The organism is Streptomyces sp. NPDC014676 (assembly GCF_043084105.1).
GTDB lineage: Bacteria > Actinomycetota > Actinomycetes > Streptomycetales > Streptomycetaceae > Streptomyces.
Genome location: NZ_JBIBZI010000004.1, coordinates 571,576 through 589,640, shown reverse-complemented (window position 1 = coordinate 589,640; position 18,065 = coordinate 571,576). Strand labels below are relative to the sequence as shown.

Below are 18,065 nucleotides of genomic sequence, written 5' to 3'. Positions count from 1 at the left end.
AGGTGCCCCCAGCGCCCCGGGGGCACCTCTCAGGCCCTTGAGGCACCGGGGGAGGCAGACTGCCCGCAGCCGGGGTCAGGCCGACTTCAGTACGAACGACGTCCGCACTTTCTCGAAGCCCGGGGCCTTCGCCTCCACCAGGTAGGTGCCCGCGCCGGCCGTTCCGGCCTTCGGTGTCGCGCACTCCGGCTCGCTCGCCTTGCGGTCCCACCGCACGGTGTACGTGATGCTGTCCCCCGCCGGCACCCGGAACACCAGGCTCCGTGCCCCCTTCGGGCAGTCGTCCGACGCCCAGTACGCGTCCTCGGCGCTCGCCGGAGTGATCGTCAACACCGCGTTGTCCGGCCCGAGATCGAGCTTGCAGTCGCCGCCGGAGGTGTTCCGCGCGGTGAGCAGGAACATGGGCGTCTGCCCGGGCTCGTAGGAGTTGCGGGAGCTGCGCAGAGTGAACTTCACGGCGTTCGCGGTGCAGTTGGGAAGCGAGGACCCCGAACCGGCCGGCAGCGCGTCACCCGTGCCGACCCCCGCCGACGTACCGCCCTCGGAACCACCGCCCGCGCCGCCCCCGGCGCCACCGCCGTCACCGCCGCCGGAGTCCGCGGGATCGCCGTCGGCCCCTCCGTCACCGGACCCGGACGACGAACCGCCCGACCCGCCGGACCCGCCCGACCCGCCGTCGGACCCGCCATCGGACCCTCCGGACCCCGACTCGTCGCGTCCGCCCGGAGCCTGACTGATCGCCGGCCCCGAACCCGACGGTCCCGGAGTGATGGACGGCGCGGGATTCTTGCCGTTGGCCCCGGTGTCACGGTCGCCGCCGCCCCCGTCGCCGGAGACCACCACCCAGGTGATCAACAACGCCAACAAGGCCAGCACGGACAGCAGTACGGCCCTCCGACGCCAGTAGATGGTGGAGGGAAGCGGCCCGACCGGATTGCGCAGAGATCCCACGGCGCAAACTGTACGAGAGATCGGCGCGTTAACTTGTCCCACCCGCCGCTCCGGGCCCAACTTTTCCGGATCATCATTCCGGTGAGAGCCCCGTGACCCCTGTCTTTCGTCAGGTACGGCACGCGACGATCGCGGGGTGTGACCGTATCGGCTCCTCGCCTACCGTGCGTGACCATGGACTTCGTGGACAGCGGGCTCTACCGCGACATCACCGACTACGCGCACGACACCCCGGCGTGGGTACAGCACACGGCCGAGATCGGGACGGAGGCCGGACTGCTGGTGTTCGTCGCGCTGTTCGTGGCCGGCTGGTGGCGGGCACGGCACTCCGGCACCCGCACGTTCGCGATAGCGGTCCTTGCACCTCTGGCCACGGCTGTGGCGTACGTATGCAGTGAGGTCCTCAAGTCCGGTGTGACCGAGGAGCGTCCGTGCCGGGCGGTCACCGGCGCCGCGCCGTCGCTGGCGGAGTGTCCGCCGTACGGCGACTGGTCGTTCCCGAGCAACCACGCCACGATCGCGGGCGCGTCGGCCCTCGCACTGGTCCTGGTCCGGCGCGCGCTCGTCTGGCTGACGGCCCCGCTGGCCCTGCTCATGGCGTTCTCCCGGGTGTTCGTCGGCGTGCACTACCCGCACGACGTGGCGGCGGGCCTGCTGCTCGGCGCGGTCGTCGCCCTCGCCGTCGTACGACTGGGCTCGCGGCCGGCGGTCCGGCTCGCGGAGGCGATGCGCGCCTCGTCGGCGTCCACCGCGCGGTGGTTCACCGGGCCGGGGCCGGAAACCGTCGCCCGCGCGGTGCCGCCGTACGCCACGCACCGGCGCCGCTGAGCGGGTTCAGCCCGCCACCAGGCCCGCCTCGTAGGCGACGATCGCCGCCTGTACGCGATTGCGTACGCCGAGCCGGTCGAGGACCGCGCTGACGTACGCCTTCACCGTGCCCTCGACGAGGTGCAGCCGGGCGGCGATCTCCGGGTTGGACAGTCCGGCCCCGACCAGACCGAGGACCTCGCGTTCGCGCGGGCTCAGCACCGCCACGCGCGCCCGCGCCTCGGCCTCCCGGGCGAGCCGGCCGCCGCCGTCGGTCCCGCCGAGGCCCTCGATGACGTACCGGGCCACCTTGGGCGACAGGAAGGCCGCGCCGCCCGCCACCGCTCGTACGCCCGCGATGAGTTCGTACGGATCGCCGGACTTCAGCAGGAAGCCGGTGGCGCCGCCGCCGAGGGCGCGGGCGACGTAGGCGCGTTCGGAGAACGTGGTGAGCATGGCGACCGCCGTGCCGGGGACGGTGCGGACGATCTCCTCGGCCGCCGCGAGCCCGTCCAGGCGGGGCATGCGGATGTCGAGCAGCGCCACGTCGGGGCGGTGTGCCCGGACCAGTTCGACGGCCTCGCGGCCGTCGTCCGCCTCGGCGGCCACCTCCGTCTCGCCGCTGCTCCCCAGGATGGCGCGCACCCCGGCGCGCACCATCGCCTCGTCGTCGGCCAGCAGGACCCGGATCACGGTGCGAACTCCTCGTATTCCTCCCGCCCTTCGCCGGACGTGCCGACGCGCGGGATCACGTTCTTGGCGGCCAGGCGGCCCCGGTCGTCGAAGCAGAGCCGGAAGTGGTCGACGGAGACGAAGAGCTCGCCGCTCGCGCGGTAGTAGCGGCAGTCGGTGCCCTCGGGCGGTGCGGGGGCGCGCTCCGTCGGCGGGTCCTGGACGTGCCGGTCCGGCAGCACCCGCTCGGCCTCCGCGGCCGGCGTGCCCGGGCGCAGTCCGGCGTAGGCGGCGGGTTCCAGCACCGAGTGCGTCTCGGTGTACGCGTACCAGCCGAAGGCCACGCCGACCAGGACGACGCCCGCGCCGGCGGCAGCGCCGAGTCCGGCGGCGACGCGGCGGCGGGCGCGGGTGAAAGGGGCGGAGGCGGGGCGGGGCGGTGCGGATGCCGCGTCCGCCCGCGCGGGGACGTGGGCCCGGACGCGGAACCCGTCAGCGTGCGGGCCCGCCTCGAAGGTGCCGCCGACCGCGGTGACGGCGGCGCGCAGGCCGAGCAGTCCCGAACCGCCTCCGGGGACCGGGGAACTCTCCGCGGCCGGCCGGCCGTTGAAGACGGTGACGGTCGCTCCTCGCCTGTCGTCCCCCGTCACCGCCACGACGACGGGCGCGCCCGGTGCGTGCCGTGCCGCGTTGGTCAGCGCCTCCCTGGCCACCCGGTGCAGCAGCCGCTCGGCGACCCCGCCGGGTGCCACGGCCGTGCCCTGCCCGCCGGTTTCCCAGCGCACCGGCAGGCCGGACTCGGCGGCGCGGGCGACGAGTTGCTCGACGTTCTCGCCGGCCGGGGCGAGCGGCAGCGGCTCGTCGTCGTCCTCCCGCAGGACGCCGATGATGCGGTGCAGCCGGTCCGTGGCGTCGGCGGCCGCGGCGCGCAGGTCGGCCGCGGCGGCCCGGTGGTGGCTGGGAAGGTCGGGGGCGACCTGGAGGGCGCCCGCGCGCAGGGCGATCAGGCTCAGCTCGTGGCCCAGGGAGTCGTGCATGTCCTGGGCGATCCTGGCCCGCTCGCGCAGCCGGGCGCGTTCCCCGGTCAGGCGCTGCTCCTCCTCCAGGCGGGCGGCCCGCAGCCAGCCCGCCGCGGTGAGCGCCCGGCTCTGGGACCAGTAGCGTCCGCCGAGCCAGGGCAGGACACAGCCGAAGAGGAGGGTGCCGGTCAGGACCAGCCACTCGGGGACCGGGTCGGGCCCCACCAGTTCGATCTTCACGCCGCCGGCGCAGACGACGGCGGCGAGGCACAGTGCCGCGGAGGCCGTACGGGGCGACCGCAGGCCGAGCAGCAGCGCGAACACCGCGAGGGCGGGGCCGTAGGAGACGCTGAACAGCGCGGGTGTGGCGGCGATGCTGAGCGCCGCCGTCAGTCCGAAGGCGGCCGTCGGCCGGTGCCGGGCCACGGCGGTGGCGGCGGCGAGCACGCCGAGTCCGGCGAGCTGCTGCCAGAGCGGACGCGGCTCGTTCAGCCCGATCCGGTCGGCGCAGACCGCGGGCAGCGCGAGGGCCGCCCAGAGCAGGCAGTCCTTGCCGAGCGCGGCGGGACGGGCACGTTCCATGGCCCTGACGCTACAAGCGGACAGGGGTGTGCCACCGCTGCCGATCGTCAGGTGTGCCATCACCCTGCGGGAGGCCATGGCCGTGGCGCTCCCACCACCGGCGGGCACCGGCGTGGGAGGATCGAGGGGCCATGACTGCTCCCACGAAGCCCCCGTACGGCACCGCCGCCGATTCCGCGTCCGAGCGTGCTCCCGGTGAGCCGCTGCACTCCCCCGTCATCGACTGGTTCGACGAGCACGCCCGGGACCTGCCGTGGCGGCGCCCGGAGGCCGGTGCGTGGGGAGTGATGGTCAGCGAGTTCATGCTGCAGCAGACCCCGGTGAACCGGGTGCTGCCCGTCTACGAGCAGTGGCTGGCCCGCTGGCCGCGCCCCGCCGACCTCGCCGCGGAGGCGCCCGGTGAGGCGGTCCGCGCCTGGGGCCGGCTCGGCTACCCGCGCCGTGCGCTCCGGCTGCACGGCGCCGCCGTCGCCATAACGGAACGGCACGGCGGCGACGTACCGGCCGACCACGCCCAGCTGCTGGCGCTGCCCGGCATCGGGGAGTACACGGCCGCGGCGGTGGCGTCGTTCGCGTACGGGCAGCGGCACGCGGTGCTGGACACCAATGTGCGCCGGGTGTTCGCCCGCGCGGTCACCGGTACGCAGTACCCGCCGAACGCCACCACCGCCGCCGAGCGCCGGCTGGCCCGCACCCTGCTGCCGGAGGACGCCGCGACCGCCGCGCGGTGGGCCGCCGCCTCCATGGAGCTGGGCGCGCTGGTGTGCACGGCGAAGAACGAGTCGTGCCAGCGCTGCCCGATCGCGGCGCAGTGCGCGTGGCGGCTGGCGGGCAAGCCGGCCCACGAGGGTCCGCCGCGCCGGGGCCAGACGTACGCGGGGACGGACCGTCAGGTCCGCGGGCGACTGCTGGCCGTGCTGCGGGAGGCGCACGGCGCGGTGACACAGGCCGCGCTGGACCGGGTGTGGCACGAGCCGGTGCAGCGGGCCCGCGCGCTGGACGGCCTGGTCGCCGACGGTCTGGTGGAGCCGCTGCCGGGCGGCCTGTACCGGCTGCCGATGACCTGACACCGGACACAGCCGGTTCATACGCACGTCCGACGTCACGTACAGCCGTTCCCCATGCACCCCGCCGGTACGACGGGACATACCGGCTCTTACTCGCCCAGATCACCCGCCCGCTTTACCCCGTTCCTCCTTCCGTTACACAACCGACGGACAGCCGAGTGCTTCCCGCAGGCTTCCTCGGACAGCGCCGTGACAACGCCTCCGTACCGTCGATCACGTGCTCGACGAGGGCACGGTGACGACGGATCACAGGCGGTACGACCGGCCCGCGCGGGCAGGCCGGGCACGGGGAGCGGGAGGCGGTTCACCATGGCGCAGGACATGGCGCGGGGCGAGGTACGGGGTGAGGTCCTCGCATTCGAGGAGTACGTCCGCACCCGGCGGGACGCGCTGCTGCGCAGCGCCCGCCGCCTGGTCCCGGACCCCATCGACGCGCAGGACCTGCTGCAGACCGCGCTGGCCCGGACGTACGGCCGCTGGGAGACCATCGAGGACAAGCGGCTGGCCGACGCCTATCTGCGCCGGGTCATGATCAACACACGGACGGAGTGGTGGCGGGCCCGCAAGCTGGAGGAGGTGCCCACCGAGCAGCTCCCGGACGCCTGTGTGGACGACTCCACCGAGCAGCACGCCGACCGTGCCCTGCTGATGGACATCCTGAAGGTCCTCGCCCCGAAGCAGCGCAGTGTCGTGGTGCTGCGACACTGGGAGCAGATGTCCACGGAGGAGACGGCCGCCGCCCTCGGCATGTCGGCCGGAACGGTCAAGAGCACCCTGCACCGGGCGCTCGCCCGGCTCCGCGAGGAGCTTCAGGCGCGTGATCTGGACGCCCGCGCGCTGGAGCGTGAGGAGCGGGAGCGTTGCGCGGCCTGACCGGCGCGGGGCCCATCCGGGCCCGGACCACCGCCCGGGCGGCGACCACGGCGACGGCCGTGCTCGCCGCCGTCGTCCTGTTCGTCGCCGGCTGCGGCACGGGCGGCACCGGCGCGCGGGACGAGGGCCCGGCGCACACGGACCCCGTGGCGAGCGCCCCCGCCGCCGCGGCGTCGGCCGAGCCCTCGCGGACCCCCGACCGGGTCGACGCGGTCCGGCTGGTCAAGGCCGACCCGGAGGTCTCGGCGGAGGTCAAGCGGGAGCTGAAGCCGTGCGTCGCCGACCAGTACCCCGTCGACGTGAGCTACGGCAACCTCACCCGAGGGTCCGTCGACGACGTCGTCGTCAACGTGCTGACCTGCGGGGACGCGGTGGGTGTCGGCTCGTACGTGTACCGCGAGCAGGGCGGCGCGTACGTGAACGTGTTCTCGGCCGAGGAGCCCCCGCTCTACGCGGAGATCGACGGCGGTGATCTGGTGGTGACCAAGCAGGTGTACGACCGGAAGGACCCGGTGTCGAATCCGTCCGGCGACGACGTGATCACGTACCGCTGGGACTCGGGCCGGTTCGCCGAGAAGTACCGCACGCACAACGACTACGGACAGGTGGCCGGGGCGGAGCCGGTACCGGCGCCCGACAGCTGAGACATGGCTCACGTCGTGAACCGACGGGCCCACCCGGGCCGATGAACGGGTGAACCCGCGGCGCGGCCCCCGCGTCCGCGGGGTGGACGAGAAGAACACGCGCGTACCGACCCCGACGACCCCGAGATCACACGAGGACTGAGAGCAGCGGGATGGCAGACCAGACCCACGTCCTGTTCGTCGAGGACGACGACGTCATCCGCGAGGCCACCCAGCTCACCCTGGAGCGGGACGGTTTCGCGGTCACCGCGATGCCCGACGGGCTGTCGGGCCTGGAGGCGTTCCGCACGGACCGCCCCGACATCGCGCTGCTCGACGTCATGGTGCCCGGGCTCGACGGGGTGAGCCTGTGCCGGCGCATCCGGGACGAGTCGACGGTGCCGGTGATCATGCTGTCGGCGCGGGCCGACGCCATCGACGTGGTGCTGGGCCTGGAGGCGGGCGCCGACGACTATGTGACCAAGCCGTTCGACAGTGCGGTGCTGGTGGCCCGGATCCGCGCGGTGCTGCGCCGCTTCGGGCGCGCGAACGGCGGCCGGGAGGACGCGGACGGTCCGGGTGACGGGGGTGTGCTGGCGTTCGGCGAGCTGGAGGTCGACACCGGGGGCATGGAGGTGCGCCGGGCCGGCAGTCCGGTGGCGCTGACGCCGACCGAGATGCGGCTGCTGCTGGAGTTCTCGGCGGCGCCGGGAACCGTGCTCTCCCGCGACAAGCTGCTCGAACGGGTGTGGGAGTACGGCTGGGGCGGCGACACGCGGGTCGTCGACGTCCATGTGCAGCGGTTGCGTACGAAGATCGGCCAGGACCGTATCGAGACGGTCCGCGGCTTCGGTTACAAGCTGAAGGCCTGAGCGAAGCGGATGCGCGGTTATTTCCGGCGCCTGGTGGCGGCGTGCGTCGACCGGGTGGGCATAGGTACGGGTCTGCGGTGGAAGCTCAGCGCGGCCATCGCGCTGGTCGGGGCGCTGGTGGCCCTCGCGCTGAGCCTGGTCGTGCACAACGCGGCCCGGGTGTCGATGCTGGACAACGCGCGCGACCTGGCGGACGAGCGCATCATGGTCGCCCAGCGCAACTACGAGCTGTCGGGGCGGCTGAACTTCCCCAACACCAAGATCGACGACCCGGAGCTGCCGAGGGAGCTGCGGGAGAGGACCGATGAGGGCCGGCGGGCCACCTATGTGGTGGACCGGCCGGGCGGGGCGCCGGACATCTGGGCGGCGGTGCCGCTGAAGAACGGGCACGTGATGTCGCTGCACTCCGGGTTCACGGACCGCAGCTCCGACATCCTCAAGGACCTCGACCAGGCCCTGGTGATCGGCTCCATCGCGGTGGTGCTGGGCGGCAGCGCGCTCGGGGTGCTCGTCGGGGGGCATCTGTCGCGGCGGCTGCGGAAGGCGGCCACGGCCGCCTTCCGGGTCGCGAAGGGCGAGACGGACGTCCGGGTGCGCGAGGCGATCGGCGGGGTGGTGCGCGACGAGACCGACGACCTGGCCAGCGCGGTGGACGCCATGGCGGACGCGCTGCGGCAGCGGCTGGAGGCCGAGCGCCGGGTCACCGCCGACATCGCGCACGAGCTGCGCACCCCCGTGACCGGGCTGCTCACCGCCGCCGAGCTGCTGCCGCCGGGCCGGCCGACCGAGCTGGTGCTGGACCGGGCCAAGGCGATGCGCACCCTCGTCGAGGACGTCCTGGAGGTGGCCCGGCTGGACAGCGCCTCCGAGCGGGCGGAACTGCAGGACATCCTGCTGGGCGAGTTCGTCGCCCGGCGGGTGGCGGCGAAGGATCCGGACGTCACCGTGCGGGTGGTGCACGAGTCGGAGGTCACCACCGACCCGCGGCGGCTGGAGCGCGTGCTGCTCAACCTGCTCGCCAACGCCGCCCGGCACGGCAGGCCGCCCATCGAGGTCACCGTCGAGGGCCGGGTCGTCCGGGTCCGCGACCACGGGCCCGGCTTCCCCGAGGCGCTGCTCGCCGAGGGGCCGAGCCGCTTCCGCACCGGCAGCGCGGACCGGGCCGGCCGCGGTCACGGGCTGGGCCTGACCATCGCGGCGGGGCAGGCGCGGGTCCTGGGCGCGCGGCTGACCTTCCACAACGTACGGCCCCCGGGGGCCCCGGACGACGCACCGGCCGAGGGCGCGGCCGCCGTGCTGTGGCTGCCCGAACACGCGCCGACGAACACCGGGAGCTATCCCATGCCGGCCCAGTAGAGGGCGCGGTTCAGCAGGCCCAGTCCTTGTCCGTGTCGAGGCCGCCCTCGCGGGGCTGGGTGAAGGAGAACCAGTTGCCGGAGTCGTCGCGGAACAGTGCCTCGGTGCCGTACGGGCGCTCCTGCGGCTCCTGGAGGAACTCGACCCCGCGGGCCTTGAGCTCGGCACAGTCGCCGTGGATGTCGTCGGTGGTCAGCACGCCGGGGCCGAGCACCCCCTTGGCCACCAGCTTCCTGATCATCTCGGCGGACTCGGGGTCCATGCCCGCGCCGGGGACCATCAGCGTCAGCTCGACGTCGGGCTGCTTCGGCGATCCGACGGTGAGCCAGCGCATGCCGCCCTCGCCCAGGGTCATGTCGGTGCGGACCTCCAGGCCCAGCTTCTCCGTGTAGAACTCCTTCGCCCGGTCCTGGTCGAGGACCCAGACGGTGGTGATGGCGAGACCCTTGATCATGGCGTACTCCCGTTGCGTGGCCGTTCCCTCAGTGCCCTGTCACCGTAGGCAGCGCCGCCGTCAGTCCGCTTCTCCGGAATTGCGCCGTGCCCCCGCCCTGCCCGGCCCGGGCCGGTGGCCGCCGAGCCAGTGCATCGCGTAACAGCCCGGGATCAGGGCGGCGCCGCGTCCCACGTGCTTCGCGCGGTACTCGCTGGGGGTGAGGCCGGTCCAGGTCTTGAACCGTGCCGAGAACGTGCCCAGGCTGCTGAAACCGACCAGGTGGCAGATCTCCGTCACCGACAGGTTCGCGGTGCGCAGCAGGTCCTCGGCGCGCTCGATCCGGCGGTGCGTGAGGTACTGGCCCGGGGTCTCGCCGTAGGTCTCCCGGAAGGCACGTATGAAGTGGAAGCGCGAGTATCCGGCGTGCGCGGCGATCGCGGCCAGGTCGAGGTCCGGGTCGGCCCAGTCCCGGTCCATCGCGTCCTTGGCCAGCCTCAGCTGCCGCGTCCTGTCCATGTGCCCGATGGTGGCACGGGGGTCTGACAACGGGTCCGGCCCGGCGTACGGGAAGGCCCCCGGAAGCGCGGGTGCGCCGCCGGGGGCCTTCGTGCCGCTCGGGAGGAGGGTCAGACGGGCTCGCTCACCGTCATCGCCGCCGGTGCGCCGTCGTCGGTGCCGTCCTGCTTCGGGCCCGCGCCCTTCAGCGGGACCTCCTTGACGAAGACCGCCGCCGCCAGCGAGAGCACCGCGATCACGGCGCCCAGGAGGAACGCCGAGTGGGTGCCCGAGGACACCGCGTGCTGGTACGCCTCGCGGGCCGCCTCCGGCAGCTTCGCCAGGCTCGCGGCGTCCAGCTGGGCGGACTGCTCGGTCACCTTGGAGCCCAGCGTGCCGGCCTTCTCGGCCATGACGTCCTGGACGCGGTTGTTGAACAGCGCGCCCATGATCGCGACGCCGAAGGACGAGCCGAGGGTGCGGAACAGGGTGGTGGACGAGGACGCCACGCCCATGTCCTTCATCTCGACGCTGTTCTGCGCGACCAGCATGGTGATCTGCATCAGGCAGCCCATGCCCAGACCGACCACGGCCATGAAGACACCGGAGGTGAACCGGGAGGTCCCGGTGTCCATCGTGGACAGCAGGTACAGGCCGACGATCATCAGGGCGCTGCCGAGCACCGGGAAGACCTTGTACCGGCCGGTGTTGGTGGTGATCCGGCCCGCGACCATCGAGGTGACGAGCATCGCGCCGAGCATCGGCAGGAGCAGCAGGCCGGAGTTGGTGGCGGAGGCGCCCTGCACGGCCTGCTGGTAGAGCGGCAGGAAGAGCGTCGCGCCGAACATCACGAAGCCGGTGATGAAGCCGATGGCGGACATCAGCGTGAAGTTGCGGCTGCGGAAGATGTGCAGCGGCACCACCGGTTCGGCGGCCCTGGTCTGCCAGAACACGAAGCCCACGAGGGACGCGACACCGAGGCCGATCAGTTCCATGATCCGCGCGGAGGTCCAGGCGTACTCCGTGCCGCCCCAGGTGGTGACGAGCACGACGGAGGTGATGCCGACGGTCAGCAGCGCGACCCCGAGGTAGTCGATGCCGGCCTTGGCCCGCTTCCTCGGCAGGTGCAGTACGGCGCCGACGGCGGCCAGCGCGATCGCGCCGAGCGGCAGGTTGATGTAGAAGGCCCAGCGCCAGCCCCAGTTGTCGGTGATGGTGCCGCCGACCAGGGGTCCGCCGATCATGGCCAGCGCCATCACGGCGGCCATCATGCCCTGGTACTTGCCGCGCTCCCGGGGCGGGATGAGGTCACCGATGATCGCCATGACGCCGACCATCAGACCGCCGGCGCCCAGACCCTGCACCGCGCGGAAGGCGATGAGCTGGCCCATGTCCTGGGCCATGCCGCTGAGCGCGGAGCCGATCAGGAAGATCACGATGGACGTCATGAACGTGGCCTTGCGCCCGTACATGTCGCCGAGCTTGCCCCAGACCGGGGTGGAGGCCGCGGTGGCCAGGGTGTAGGCGGTGACCACCCAGGACAGGTGCTCCAGTCCGCCCAGCTCGCCCACGATCGTCGGCATCGCGGTGCCGATGATCATGTTGTCGAGCATCGCGAGCATCATCGCGATCATGAGTGCGAGCAGGACCACCCGCACGCTCTTCGGCTGTTTGCCGCCGTCCGTCTCCACGGCCCCCGCCGCTGGTGTGTCCGCCATGATTCCTTCTCCCCCGGCCACGGTCGCGTGACCACTGCTACTTACTTGCCGACCGGCTAGTTCACTACACTGGGAAGTTAGTCGCGCAACTAGCCGGGCGTCAAGTAAGTTTTCGTCAAGAGGGGTCGAGTAGGAGGATGGGCGGCACCATGGACGGCACCAAACAGCGGCGCCGCGGGGACACCCGCCAGCGCATCCAGGACGTGGCGCTCGAACTCTTCGCCGAGCAGGGCTACGAGAAGACGTCGCTGCGCGAGATCGCCGAGCGCCTGGACGTCACCAAGGCGGCGCTGTACTACCACTTCAAGACGAAGGAAGAGATCCTCGTCGGCATCTTCGAGGACCTCTCGCGGCCGATGGAGGACCTGATCGAGTGGGGGCGGCACCAGCCGCACTCGCTGGAGACCAAGCAGGAGATCATCCGCCGGTACAGCGAGGCACTGGCGGGCGCGGCCCCGCTCTTCCGCTTCATGCAGGAGAACCAGGCCACGATCCGCGAGCTGCGCATCGGCGAGATGTTCAAGACCCGCATGCTCGGGCTGCGCGACATCCTCATGGACCCGGACGCCGACCTGGTCGACCAGGTGCGCTGCGTCAGCGCCCTGTTCACCATGCACGCGGGGATGCACGTCCTCCAGGACGTCGAAAGCGACCCCGAGGAGAAGCGCAAGGCCGTCCTCGAGGTCGCCATCGATCTGATCACCCAGGCCCACCGGGGGTCCGGGGGCGCTTAGGCGCTATTCGTCCGTGCGGATCAGACGGTCACGCCCTTGGAGTGCAGGAACTTCACCGGGTCCACGGCGGAGCCGTAGTTCGGGGTGGTGCGGATCTCGAAGTGCAGGTGCGGGCCGCTGGAGTTGCCGGTGTTGCCGGACAGGGCGATCTTCTGGCCGGTCTTGACGATCTGGCCGATCTTCACGTCGACCTGCGACAGATGGGCGTACTGGGAGTACGTGCCGTTGCCGTGCTTGATGACGACGGCGTTGCCGTACGCGGGGCCGTCGCCGGCGCCGTTGGGGCCGGCCTTGACGACGGTGCCGCCGTGCGCGGCCATCACGGTGGTGCCGGTCGGGACGGCGTAGTCCTGGCCGCTGTGCTTGTGCGCCCACATGCCGCCGTTCTGGGCGAAGCTCGCGGACAGCTTGTAGCTCTTGACCGGATCGATCCAGGACGCCTGCTTCTTGACGGCGGCCTGGGCGGCCTTCTTCGCCTGGGCGGCCTTCGCGGCCTTCGCCTGGGCGGCCTTCTCGATCTGGGCGGCCTGGGCCTTCGCGGCCTCGGCCTGGGCGGCGGCCTGCGCCTGGACGGCGCCGGCGGCGCCGGACGCGGCCGTGGTGTCGACGGCGGCCGCGACCCCGGCTCCCATGACGACCGAGGCCCCCAGTCCGGCGGCCAGCACGGCCGCGCGGGTGCGGATCTGGGACGTACGGAAGGAACGGGGCGTGACGCGCTGGGACATCTCAACCTCATCAGGAAGGGGACGTAGGAAAACCACCTGGCGGACGGATCCGCGCCTCGGTGGTGATTCATTGGTAACCCCTCCGGCCATAACGGCGCAAAGGTGTGACCTACGACGAAAAGTCGTAGATATGCGCTGAGATGCACGTCTCTTGACACACCCCTCTTACCGGACGAAACCCCCCATTTGGAGCCGATCGATCAGAACTCTGGGGCAAATGTCCGTTTCGCGAGCAGGCTTTCACCACTATTCCGGCTAGTACCGGACAAAGCACCTGTGCGCCATGTCACCGGGAGCCGGGTTCGGCCATTCCATAAATGTGGCGCAGGCCTCTAGGCGCCTACCGTCCGGTAACCCTACGGTTCACCTCGCGTCACCCTCGCAGACGAGCATGCACACGACACGTTGGCAGCTTTACGGACGTGAGAGGACCCCCACGAGATGAGAAGCCGACGCTCCTGGCCGATCCGCGTATCGGTCACCGCCGTCTCCGCGGCCGCCCTGGTGGCCCTGGCCGCACCGGCCGAGGCCGCGGCCCCCGCCTCACCGGCCGTTTCCCCGGTGGCAGCCGCCACCGCGGCGGCGGACGTCGACTACGACACCTGGCAGCGGGACTGCCGGGCGGTCATGGACCAGGCCCTGCCCTATCTGAAGCAGCGGATCGGGGACACCGGGCCGGACGAGAAGCAGGCGATCGTCCTGGACGTCGACAACACCGCGCTGGAGACCGACTTCGGGTTCAGCTTCCCCCAGCCCGCCAACGAGCCGGTCCTGGAGGTCGCGGAGTACGCACAGGAGCACGGCGTCGCCGTGTTCTTCGTGACCGCCCGCCCGGGCATCATCCACGCGCCCACCGACTGGAACCTCGACCACGTCGGCTACGAGTCCTCCGGCCTGTACGTCCGCGGGTTCTTCGACCTGTTCAAGAACGTCGCCGACTACAAGACCGCCCAGCGCGCCCAGATCGAGGCCAAGGGCTACACGATCATCGCCAACATCGGCAACAGCGCCACCGACCTGTCGGGCGGCCACGCCGAGAGGACGTTCAAGCTGCCGGACTACGACGGCCGGCTGTCGTAACGCGTGCCCGCGTGCCCGCGTGCCCGCGGGCACGCGAAAGGGGCCGGCGCCTTTCGGGCACCGGCCCCTCTCGGTCGCCGTGGGACGCTTACACGTCCTTGCTCAGGTTCGGACCGGCTCCGCCGGCCGCCTGCTCGATCGGCGGGACGTCGGGCAGGGCCGACTTCTCCTCACCGCGGAAGGTGAAGGTCTGGGACTCGCCCTCGCCCTCGGTGTCCACGACCACGATGTGACCCGGACGCAGCTCGCCGAAGAGGATCTTCTCCGACAGCGTGTCCTCGACCTCGCGCTGGATCGTGCGGCGCAGCGGACGCGCGCCCAGCACCGGGTCGTAGCCCTTCCTGGACAGCAGCTCCTTGGCGGACTGGGAGAGCTCGATGCCCATGTCCCGGTCCTTGAGGCGCTCGTCCACCTTGCCGATCATCAGGTCGACGATCTTGAGGATGTCCTCCTGGCTGAGCTGCGGGAAGACGACCACGTCGTCGACGCGGTTGAGGAACTCGGGCCGGAAGTGCTGCTTGAGCTCGTCCGACACCTTGTTCTTCATGCGCTCGTAGTTGGTCTTCGTGTCACCCGCGGCGGCGAAGCCGAGGTTGAAGCCCTTGGAGATGTCCCGGGTGCCGAGGTTGGTCGTCATGATGATGACCGTGTTCTTGAAGTCCACGACCCGGCCCTGGGAGTCGGTCAGGCGACCGTCCTCCAGGATCTGCAGCAGCGAGTTGAAGATGTCCGGGTGGGCCTTCTCGACCTCGTCGAAGAGGACGACCGAGAACGGCTTGCGGCGCACCTTCTCCGTGAGCTGGCCGCCCTCCTCGTAGCCCACGTAACCGGGGGGCGAACCGAAGAGACGCGAGACCGTGTGCTTCTCGCTGAACTCCGACATGTCGAGGGAGATCAGCGCGTCCTCGTCACCGAAGAGGAACTCGGCGAGCGCCTTGGACAGCTCGGTCTTACCGACACCGGACGGGCCGGCGAAGATGAACGAGCCACCGGGACGCTTCGGGTCCTTCAGGCCGGCACGGGTACGGCGGATCGCCTTGGACAGCGCCTTGACGGCGTCGACCTGGCCGATGACCCGCTTGTGGAGCTCGTCCTCCATGCGCAGCAGGCGGGACGACTCCTCCTCCGTGAGCTTGAAGACCGGGATGCCCGTCGCCGTGGCGAGGACCTCGGCGATCAGCTCGCCGTCGACCTCGGCGACGACGTCCATGTCGCCGGCCTTCCACTCCTTCTCCCGCTTGGCCTTGGCGGCGAGGAGCTGCTTCTCCTTGTCGCGCAGGGAGGCGGCCTTCTCGAAGTCCTGCGAGTCGATCGCGGACTCCTTGTCGCGGCGGACGCCGGCGATCTTCTCGTCGAACTCGCGCAGGTCCGGCGGCGCGGTCATCCGGCGGATGCGCATCCGGGAGCCGGCCTCGTCGATCAGGTCGATCGCCTTGTCCGGCAGGAAGCGGTCCGAGATGTAGCGGTCGGCGAGCGTCGCCGCCTGGACCAGGGCCTCGTCCGTGATGGAGACGCGGTGGTGGGCCTCGTAGCGGTCGCGCAGGCCCTTGAGGATCTCGATCGTGTGCGGCAGTGACGGCTCCGCGACCTGGATGGGCTGGAAGCGGCGCTCCAGGGCCGCGTCCTTCTCCAGGTGCTTGCGGTACTCGTCCAGCGTGGTCGCACCGATGGTCTGCAGCTCACCGCGGGCCAGCATCGGCTTGAGGATGCTCGCGGCGTCGATGGCGCCCTCGGCGGCACCCGCACCGACCAGCGTGTGCAGCTCGTCGATGAACAGGATGATGTCGCCGCGGGTGCGGATCTCCTTGAGCACCTTCTTCAGGCGCTCCTCGAAGTCACCGCGGTAGCGGGAGCCGGCGACCAGGGCGCCGAGGTCCAGGGTGTAGAGGTGCTTGTCCTTGAGGGTCTCGGGCACCTCGCCCTTGACGATGGCCTGGGCGAGACCCTCGACGACGGCGGTCTTGCCGACGCCGGGCTCACCGATCAGCACCGGGTTGTTCTTGGTACGGCGGGACAGCACCTGCATGACCCGCTCGATCTCCTTCTCGCGCCCGATGACCGGGTCGAGCTTGGACTCACGAGCGGCCTGGGTGAGGTTCCGGCCGAACTGGTCGAGGACCAGGGACGTGGAGGGGGTGCCCTCGGCAGGACCGCCGGCGGTGGCGGTCTCCTTGCCCTGGTAGCCGGAGAGCAGCTGGATGACCTGCTGCCGCACCCGGTTGAGATCGGCGCCCAGCTTGACCAGGACCTGGGCGGCGACGCCCTCGCCCTCACGGATCAGGCCGAGCAGGATGTGCTCCGTGCCGATGTAGTTGTGGCCCAGCTGAAGGGCCTCGCGGAGCGACAGCTCCAGGACCTTCTTGGCACGGGGGGTGAAGGGGATGTGACCCGACGGGGCCTGCTGGCCCTGCCCGATGATCTCCTCCACCTGCTGGCGGACCGCCTCGAGCGAAATCCCGAGGCTCTCAAGGGCCTTGGCGGCGACACCCTCACCCTCGTGGATCAGGCCCAGGAGGATGTGCTCGGTGCCGATGTAGTTGTGGTTGAGCATCCGGGCTTCTTCCTGAGCCAGGACGACAACCCGCCGCGCGCGGTCGGTGAACCTCTCGAACATCGTTAATCGCTCCTCAGAGCGGTCAGGCAGTGGGGGGAACTTCCCCTCCCTGTCCTTCCGCAGCTTAGTCCCGCAAGCGGGGACCGCTCATTCCAACTGCCGACACCGTCGATGGCCTCCTGACCCCGCTCACGCCGACATCTGCTCCAACCCGATGGTGCGAGACGATGTTCCCGCAGGCCAGGCAGTTACCCCCTTCGCCAGTACGCCCATGGCGAACGGGAAACGTCCCGCCCTGCGTGTCGACCCCTCCCACTAGGGATGTCTTACCCGCTGCTACGGACAGTCCATGCCGAGTGCACGGGTTCCCTCCGCTACGGGCGAACAACCTTGCGCCTCCACACACCCCCGCGCGCCCCCTTGTTCGACACCCCTCGCTTACGCATGAGCACCCAGCGTAACCCGAAGGGCGTCGGAACGTTGCGCCGGGCATGGTCCGGACAGCCTTCCCCGCGGTGCCGCTCTCCCGCCGGCCGCTCACACCGAGCGACGACGAGGTGCGGCTCTGGTACGAGAACGCGCTGGGGTGGCCCACGGTGCCCGGGGTGCCGGTGCGGTTGGCGGTGGGGGTGCGTTTCGACGTCCTGGACGTGCCCGCGGAGGCGGGGTGCGCGGCGCTGGAGCGCCTGGGGCGCTCGGGAGGGCTCGGGCGGGGGTTCCCGGTGGCCCTGGGGGACGGCCGGATGCGGCTGCTGGTGGCGGCGGGCAGCGCGGAGGAGCTGCCGGGGCTGCTGGAGTGGCTGGACTGGGGCGCGCTGGAGCTGGACCTGGTGGCGATCGGCGCGGGAGGGCTCATGGACGCTCCCTGGCCCCCTGGCGCCATTGCCGACGGCGATGCCGGCAGTGGGGCCGGCGGTGATGCCGGTCCTGCCGCCCGGCCGCTCACCCCGGTCCGTGGCGGATCGCAGGGGGCCGCCGTGTGGCTGCGGCCCCCCGAGCCGGGACGCGGGGCTGAGGCCTCGCTGCCGACGCTGTCGGCGATGGGCACGAGGGGGGACCGGGACGGCCCCCCGAACCTCGTGCCGCTGGTGAACACGGTGGCGACACAGATCCACCGGGTCCGGCTGCGGCGTGCGTGCGCTGCCGCCGCCGTACGGGCCGACGGTCAGCCGTTGGCCTTCTCGTAGGCCTCGCGGATGGACGCGGGGACACGGCCGCGGTCGTTGACCTCGTAACCGTTCTCCTTCGCCCACGCGCGGATGGCCGCGGTGTCCTGGCTGCCGCCGGAAGCGGCACGCGCCTTTCCGCGCCCGCCCGAAGCGCGGCCTCCGGTACGACGACCGCCCTTCACGTAAGGATCGAGAAGGCCGCGGAGCTTGTCCGCATTGGCGGTGGTGAGATCGATCTCGTACGTCTTGCCGTCCAACGCGAACGTCACGGTCTCGTCCGCCTCGCCGCCGTCGAGGTCGTCGACAAGAAGGACCTGAACCTTCTGTGCCAC

General features: G+C 71.5%; 18 protein-coding genes. 9 read left to right on the top strand and 9 right to left on the bottom strand.

Annotated elements, in window-relative coordinates; genetic code table 11:
* Positions 1-75: 75 nt before the first annotated feature.
* The gene (locus ACF1DX_RS15345) at positions 76-951 is read right to left on the bottom strand and encodes a hypothetical protein (RefSeq protein WP_391791633.1); all 876 of its coding nucleotides are present in this window, start codon (positions 949-951) and stop codon (positions 76-78) included.
* A 174-nt stretch (positions 952-1,125) separates the two neighbouring features.
* Between ACF1DX_RS15345 and ACF1DX_RS15340 the strand changes: the two genes are divergently transcribed.
* On the top strand, positions 1,126-1,779 hold the full coding sequence (locus ACF1DX_RS15340; RefSeq protein WP_391791632.1) for a phosphatase PAP2 family protein: 654 nt from the start codon (positions 1,126-1,128) through the stop codon (positions 1,777-1,779).
* 6 nt (positions 1,780-1,785) lie between these two features.
* On the opposite strand, the gene ACF1DX_RS15335 is transcribed toward ACF1DX_RS15340, so the two are convergent.
* Together ACF1DX_RS15335 and ACF1DX_RS15330 are read right to left on the bottom strand one after the other, a co-directional pair.
* Positions 1,786-2,451 (bottom strand): response regulator, encoded by a 666-nt coding sequence (locus ACF1DX_RS15335; protein ID WP_391791631.1) that lies wholly within the window; start codon positions 2,449-2,451, stop codon positions 1,786-1,788.
* The gene (locus tag ACF1DX_RS15330; protein ID WP_391791630.1) at positions 2,448-4,031 is read right to left on the bottom strand and encodes a histidine kinase; all 1,584 of its coding nucleotides are present in this window, start codon (positions 4,029-4,031) and stop codon (positions 2,448-2,450) included. The genes ACF1DX_RS15335 and ACF1DX_RS15330 overlap by 4 nt, the downstream gene beginning before the upstream one ends.
* A gap of 131 nt (positions 4,032-4,162) precedes the next feature.
* On the opposite strand from ACF1DX_RS15330, the gene ACF1DX_RS15325 reads away from it, so the two are divergent.
* The 5 genes from ACF1DX_RS15325 to cseC all read left to right on the top strand — a co-directional run bounded on the left by ACF1DX_RS15325 (position 4,163) and on the right by cseC (position 8,822).
* Positions 4,163-5,098, top strand: coding sequence for an A/G-specific adenine glycosylase (locus ACF1DX_RS15325; RefSeq protein ID WP_391791629.1), 936 nt, complete (start codon positions 4,163-4,165; stop codon positions 5,096-5,098).
* A gap of 309 nt (positions 5,099-5,407) precedes the next feature.
* Positions 5,408-5,971 (top strand): SigE family RNA polymerase sigma factor, encoded by a 564-nt coding sequence (locus ACF1DX_RS15320; RefSeq protein WP_391791628.1) that lies wholly within the window; start codon positions 5,408-5,410, stop codon positions 5,969-5,971.
* Positions 5,959-6,615, top strand: a complete 657-nt coding sequence (locus tag ACF1DX_RS15315) for a hypothetical protein (RefSeq protein ID WP_391791627.1) — start codon at positions 5,959-5,961, stop codon at positions 6,613-6,615. The genes ACF1DX_RS15320 and ACF1DX_RS15315 overlap by 13 nt, the downstream gene beginning before the upstream one ends.
* Positions 6,616-6,767: 152 nt before the next feature.
* The gene (gene cseB / locus ACF1DX_RS15310; protein WP_030872178.1) at positions 6,768-7,466 is read left to right on the top strand and encodes a two-component system response regulator CseB; all 699 of its coding nucleotides are present in this window, start codon (positions 6,768-6,770) and stop codon (positions 7,464-7,466) included.
* Positions 7,467-7,475: 9 nt separating this feature from the next.
* Positions 7,476-8,822, top strand: a complete 1,347-nt coding sequence (gene cseC / locus ACF1DX_RS15305) for a two-component system sensor histidine kinase CseC (RefSeq protein WP_391791626.1) — start codon at positions 7,476-7,478, stop codon at positions 8,820-8,822.
* Between the two features lie 10 nt (positions 8,823-8,832).
* On the opposite strand, the gene ACF1DX_RS15300 is transcribed toward cseC, so the two are convergent.
* From ACF1DX_RS15300 to ACF1DX_RS15290, 3 genes are all read right to left on the bottom strand, one after another.
* Positions 8,833-9,276 carry a VOC family protein gene (locus tag ACF1DX_RS15300; protein ID WP_391791625.1) on the bottom strand — a complete coding sequence of 148 codons (444 nt, stop codon included), beginning with the start codon at positions 9,274-9,276 and terminating at the stop codon, positions 8,833-8,835.
* Positions 9,277-9,336: 60 nt separating this feature from the next.
* Positions 9,337-9,774, bottom strand: a complete 438-nt coding sequence (locus ACF1DX_RS15295; protein WP_391791624.1) for a helix-turn-helix transcriptional regulator — start codon at positions 9,772-9,774, stop codon at positions 9,337-9,339.
* Positions 9,775-9,884: 110 nt separating this feature from the next.
* Entirely contained in the window at positions 9,885-11,471 is a 1,587-nt protein-coding gene (locus ACF1DX_RS15290; RefSeq protein ID WP_391791623.1) for an MDR family MFS transporter, read from the bottom strand.
* Positions 11,472-11,608: 137 nt separating this feature from the next.
* On the opposite strand from ACF1DX_RS15290, the gene ACF1DX_RS15285 reads away from it, so the two are divergent.
* Positions 11,609-12,205: a TetR/AcrR family transcriptional regulator gene (locus ACF1DX_RS15285; RefSeq protein ID WP_391791622.1), complete on the top strand. Its 597-nt coding sequence runs from the start codon at positions 11,609-11,611 to the stop codon at positions 12,203-12,205.
* Between the two features lie 20 nt (positions 12,206-12,225).
* Here ACF1DX_RS15285 and ACF1DX_RS15280 read toward each other — a convergent pair whose 3' ends face one another.
* Positions 12,226-12,930: a M23 family metallopeptidase gene (locus ACF1DX_RS15280; RefSeq protein WP_391791621.1), complete on the bottom strand. Its 705-nt coding sequence runs from the start codon at positions 12,928-12,930 to the stop codon at positions 12,226-12,228.
* Positions 12,931-13,371: 441 nt separating this feature from the next.
* Between ACF1DX_RS15280 and ACF1DX_RS15275 the strand changes: the two genes are divergently transcribed.
* The gene (locus tag ACF1DX_RS15275; RefSeq protein ID WP_391791620.1) at positions 13,372-14,010 is read left to right on the top strand and encodes an HAD family acid phosphatase; all 639 of its coding nucleotides are present in this window, start codon (positions 13,372-13,374) and stop codon (positions 14,008-14,010) included.
* An 88-nt stretch (positions 14,011-14,098) separates the two neighbouring features.
* Here the strand turns inward: ACF1DX_RS15275 and ACF1DX_RS15270 are convergent, their stop codons facing one another.
* Complete coding sequence (locus ACF1DX_RS15270; protein WP_391791619.1) at positions 14,099-16,624, bottom strand: ATP-dependent Clp protease ATP-binding subunit; 2,526 nt, start codon at positions 16,622-16,624, stop codon at positions 14,099-14,101.
* 431 nt (positions 16,625-17,055) lie between these two features.
* On the opposite strand from ACF1DX_RS15270, the gene ACF1DX_RS15265 reads away from it, so the two are divergent.
* A complete protein-coding gene (locus ACF1DX_RS15265) occupies positions 17,056-17,751 on the top strand; it encodes an SCO3374 family protein (RefSeq protein ID WP_391791618.1) in 696 nt (231 codons plus the stop codon).
* On the opposite strand, the gene ACF1DX_RS15260 is transcribed toward ACF1DX_RS15265, so the two are convergent.
* The gene (locus ACF1DX_RS15260) at positions 17,730-18,065 is read right to left on the bottom strand and encodes an Lsr2 family protein (RefSeq protein WP_030872805.1); all 336 of its coding nucleotides are present in this window, start codon (positions 18,063-18,065) and stop codon (positions 17,730-17,732) included. The genes ACF1DX_RS15265 and ACF1DX_RS15260 overlap by 22 nt on opposite strands.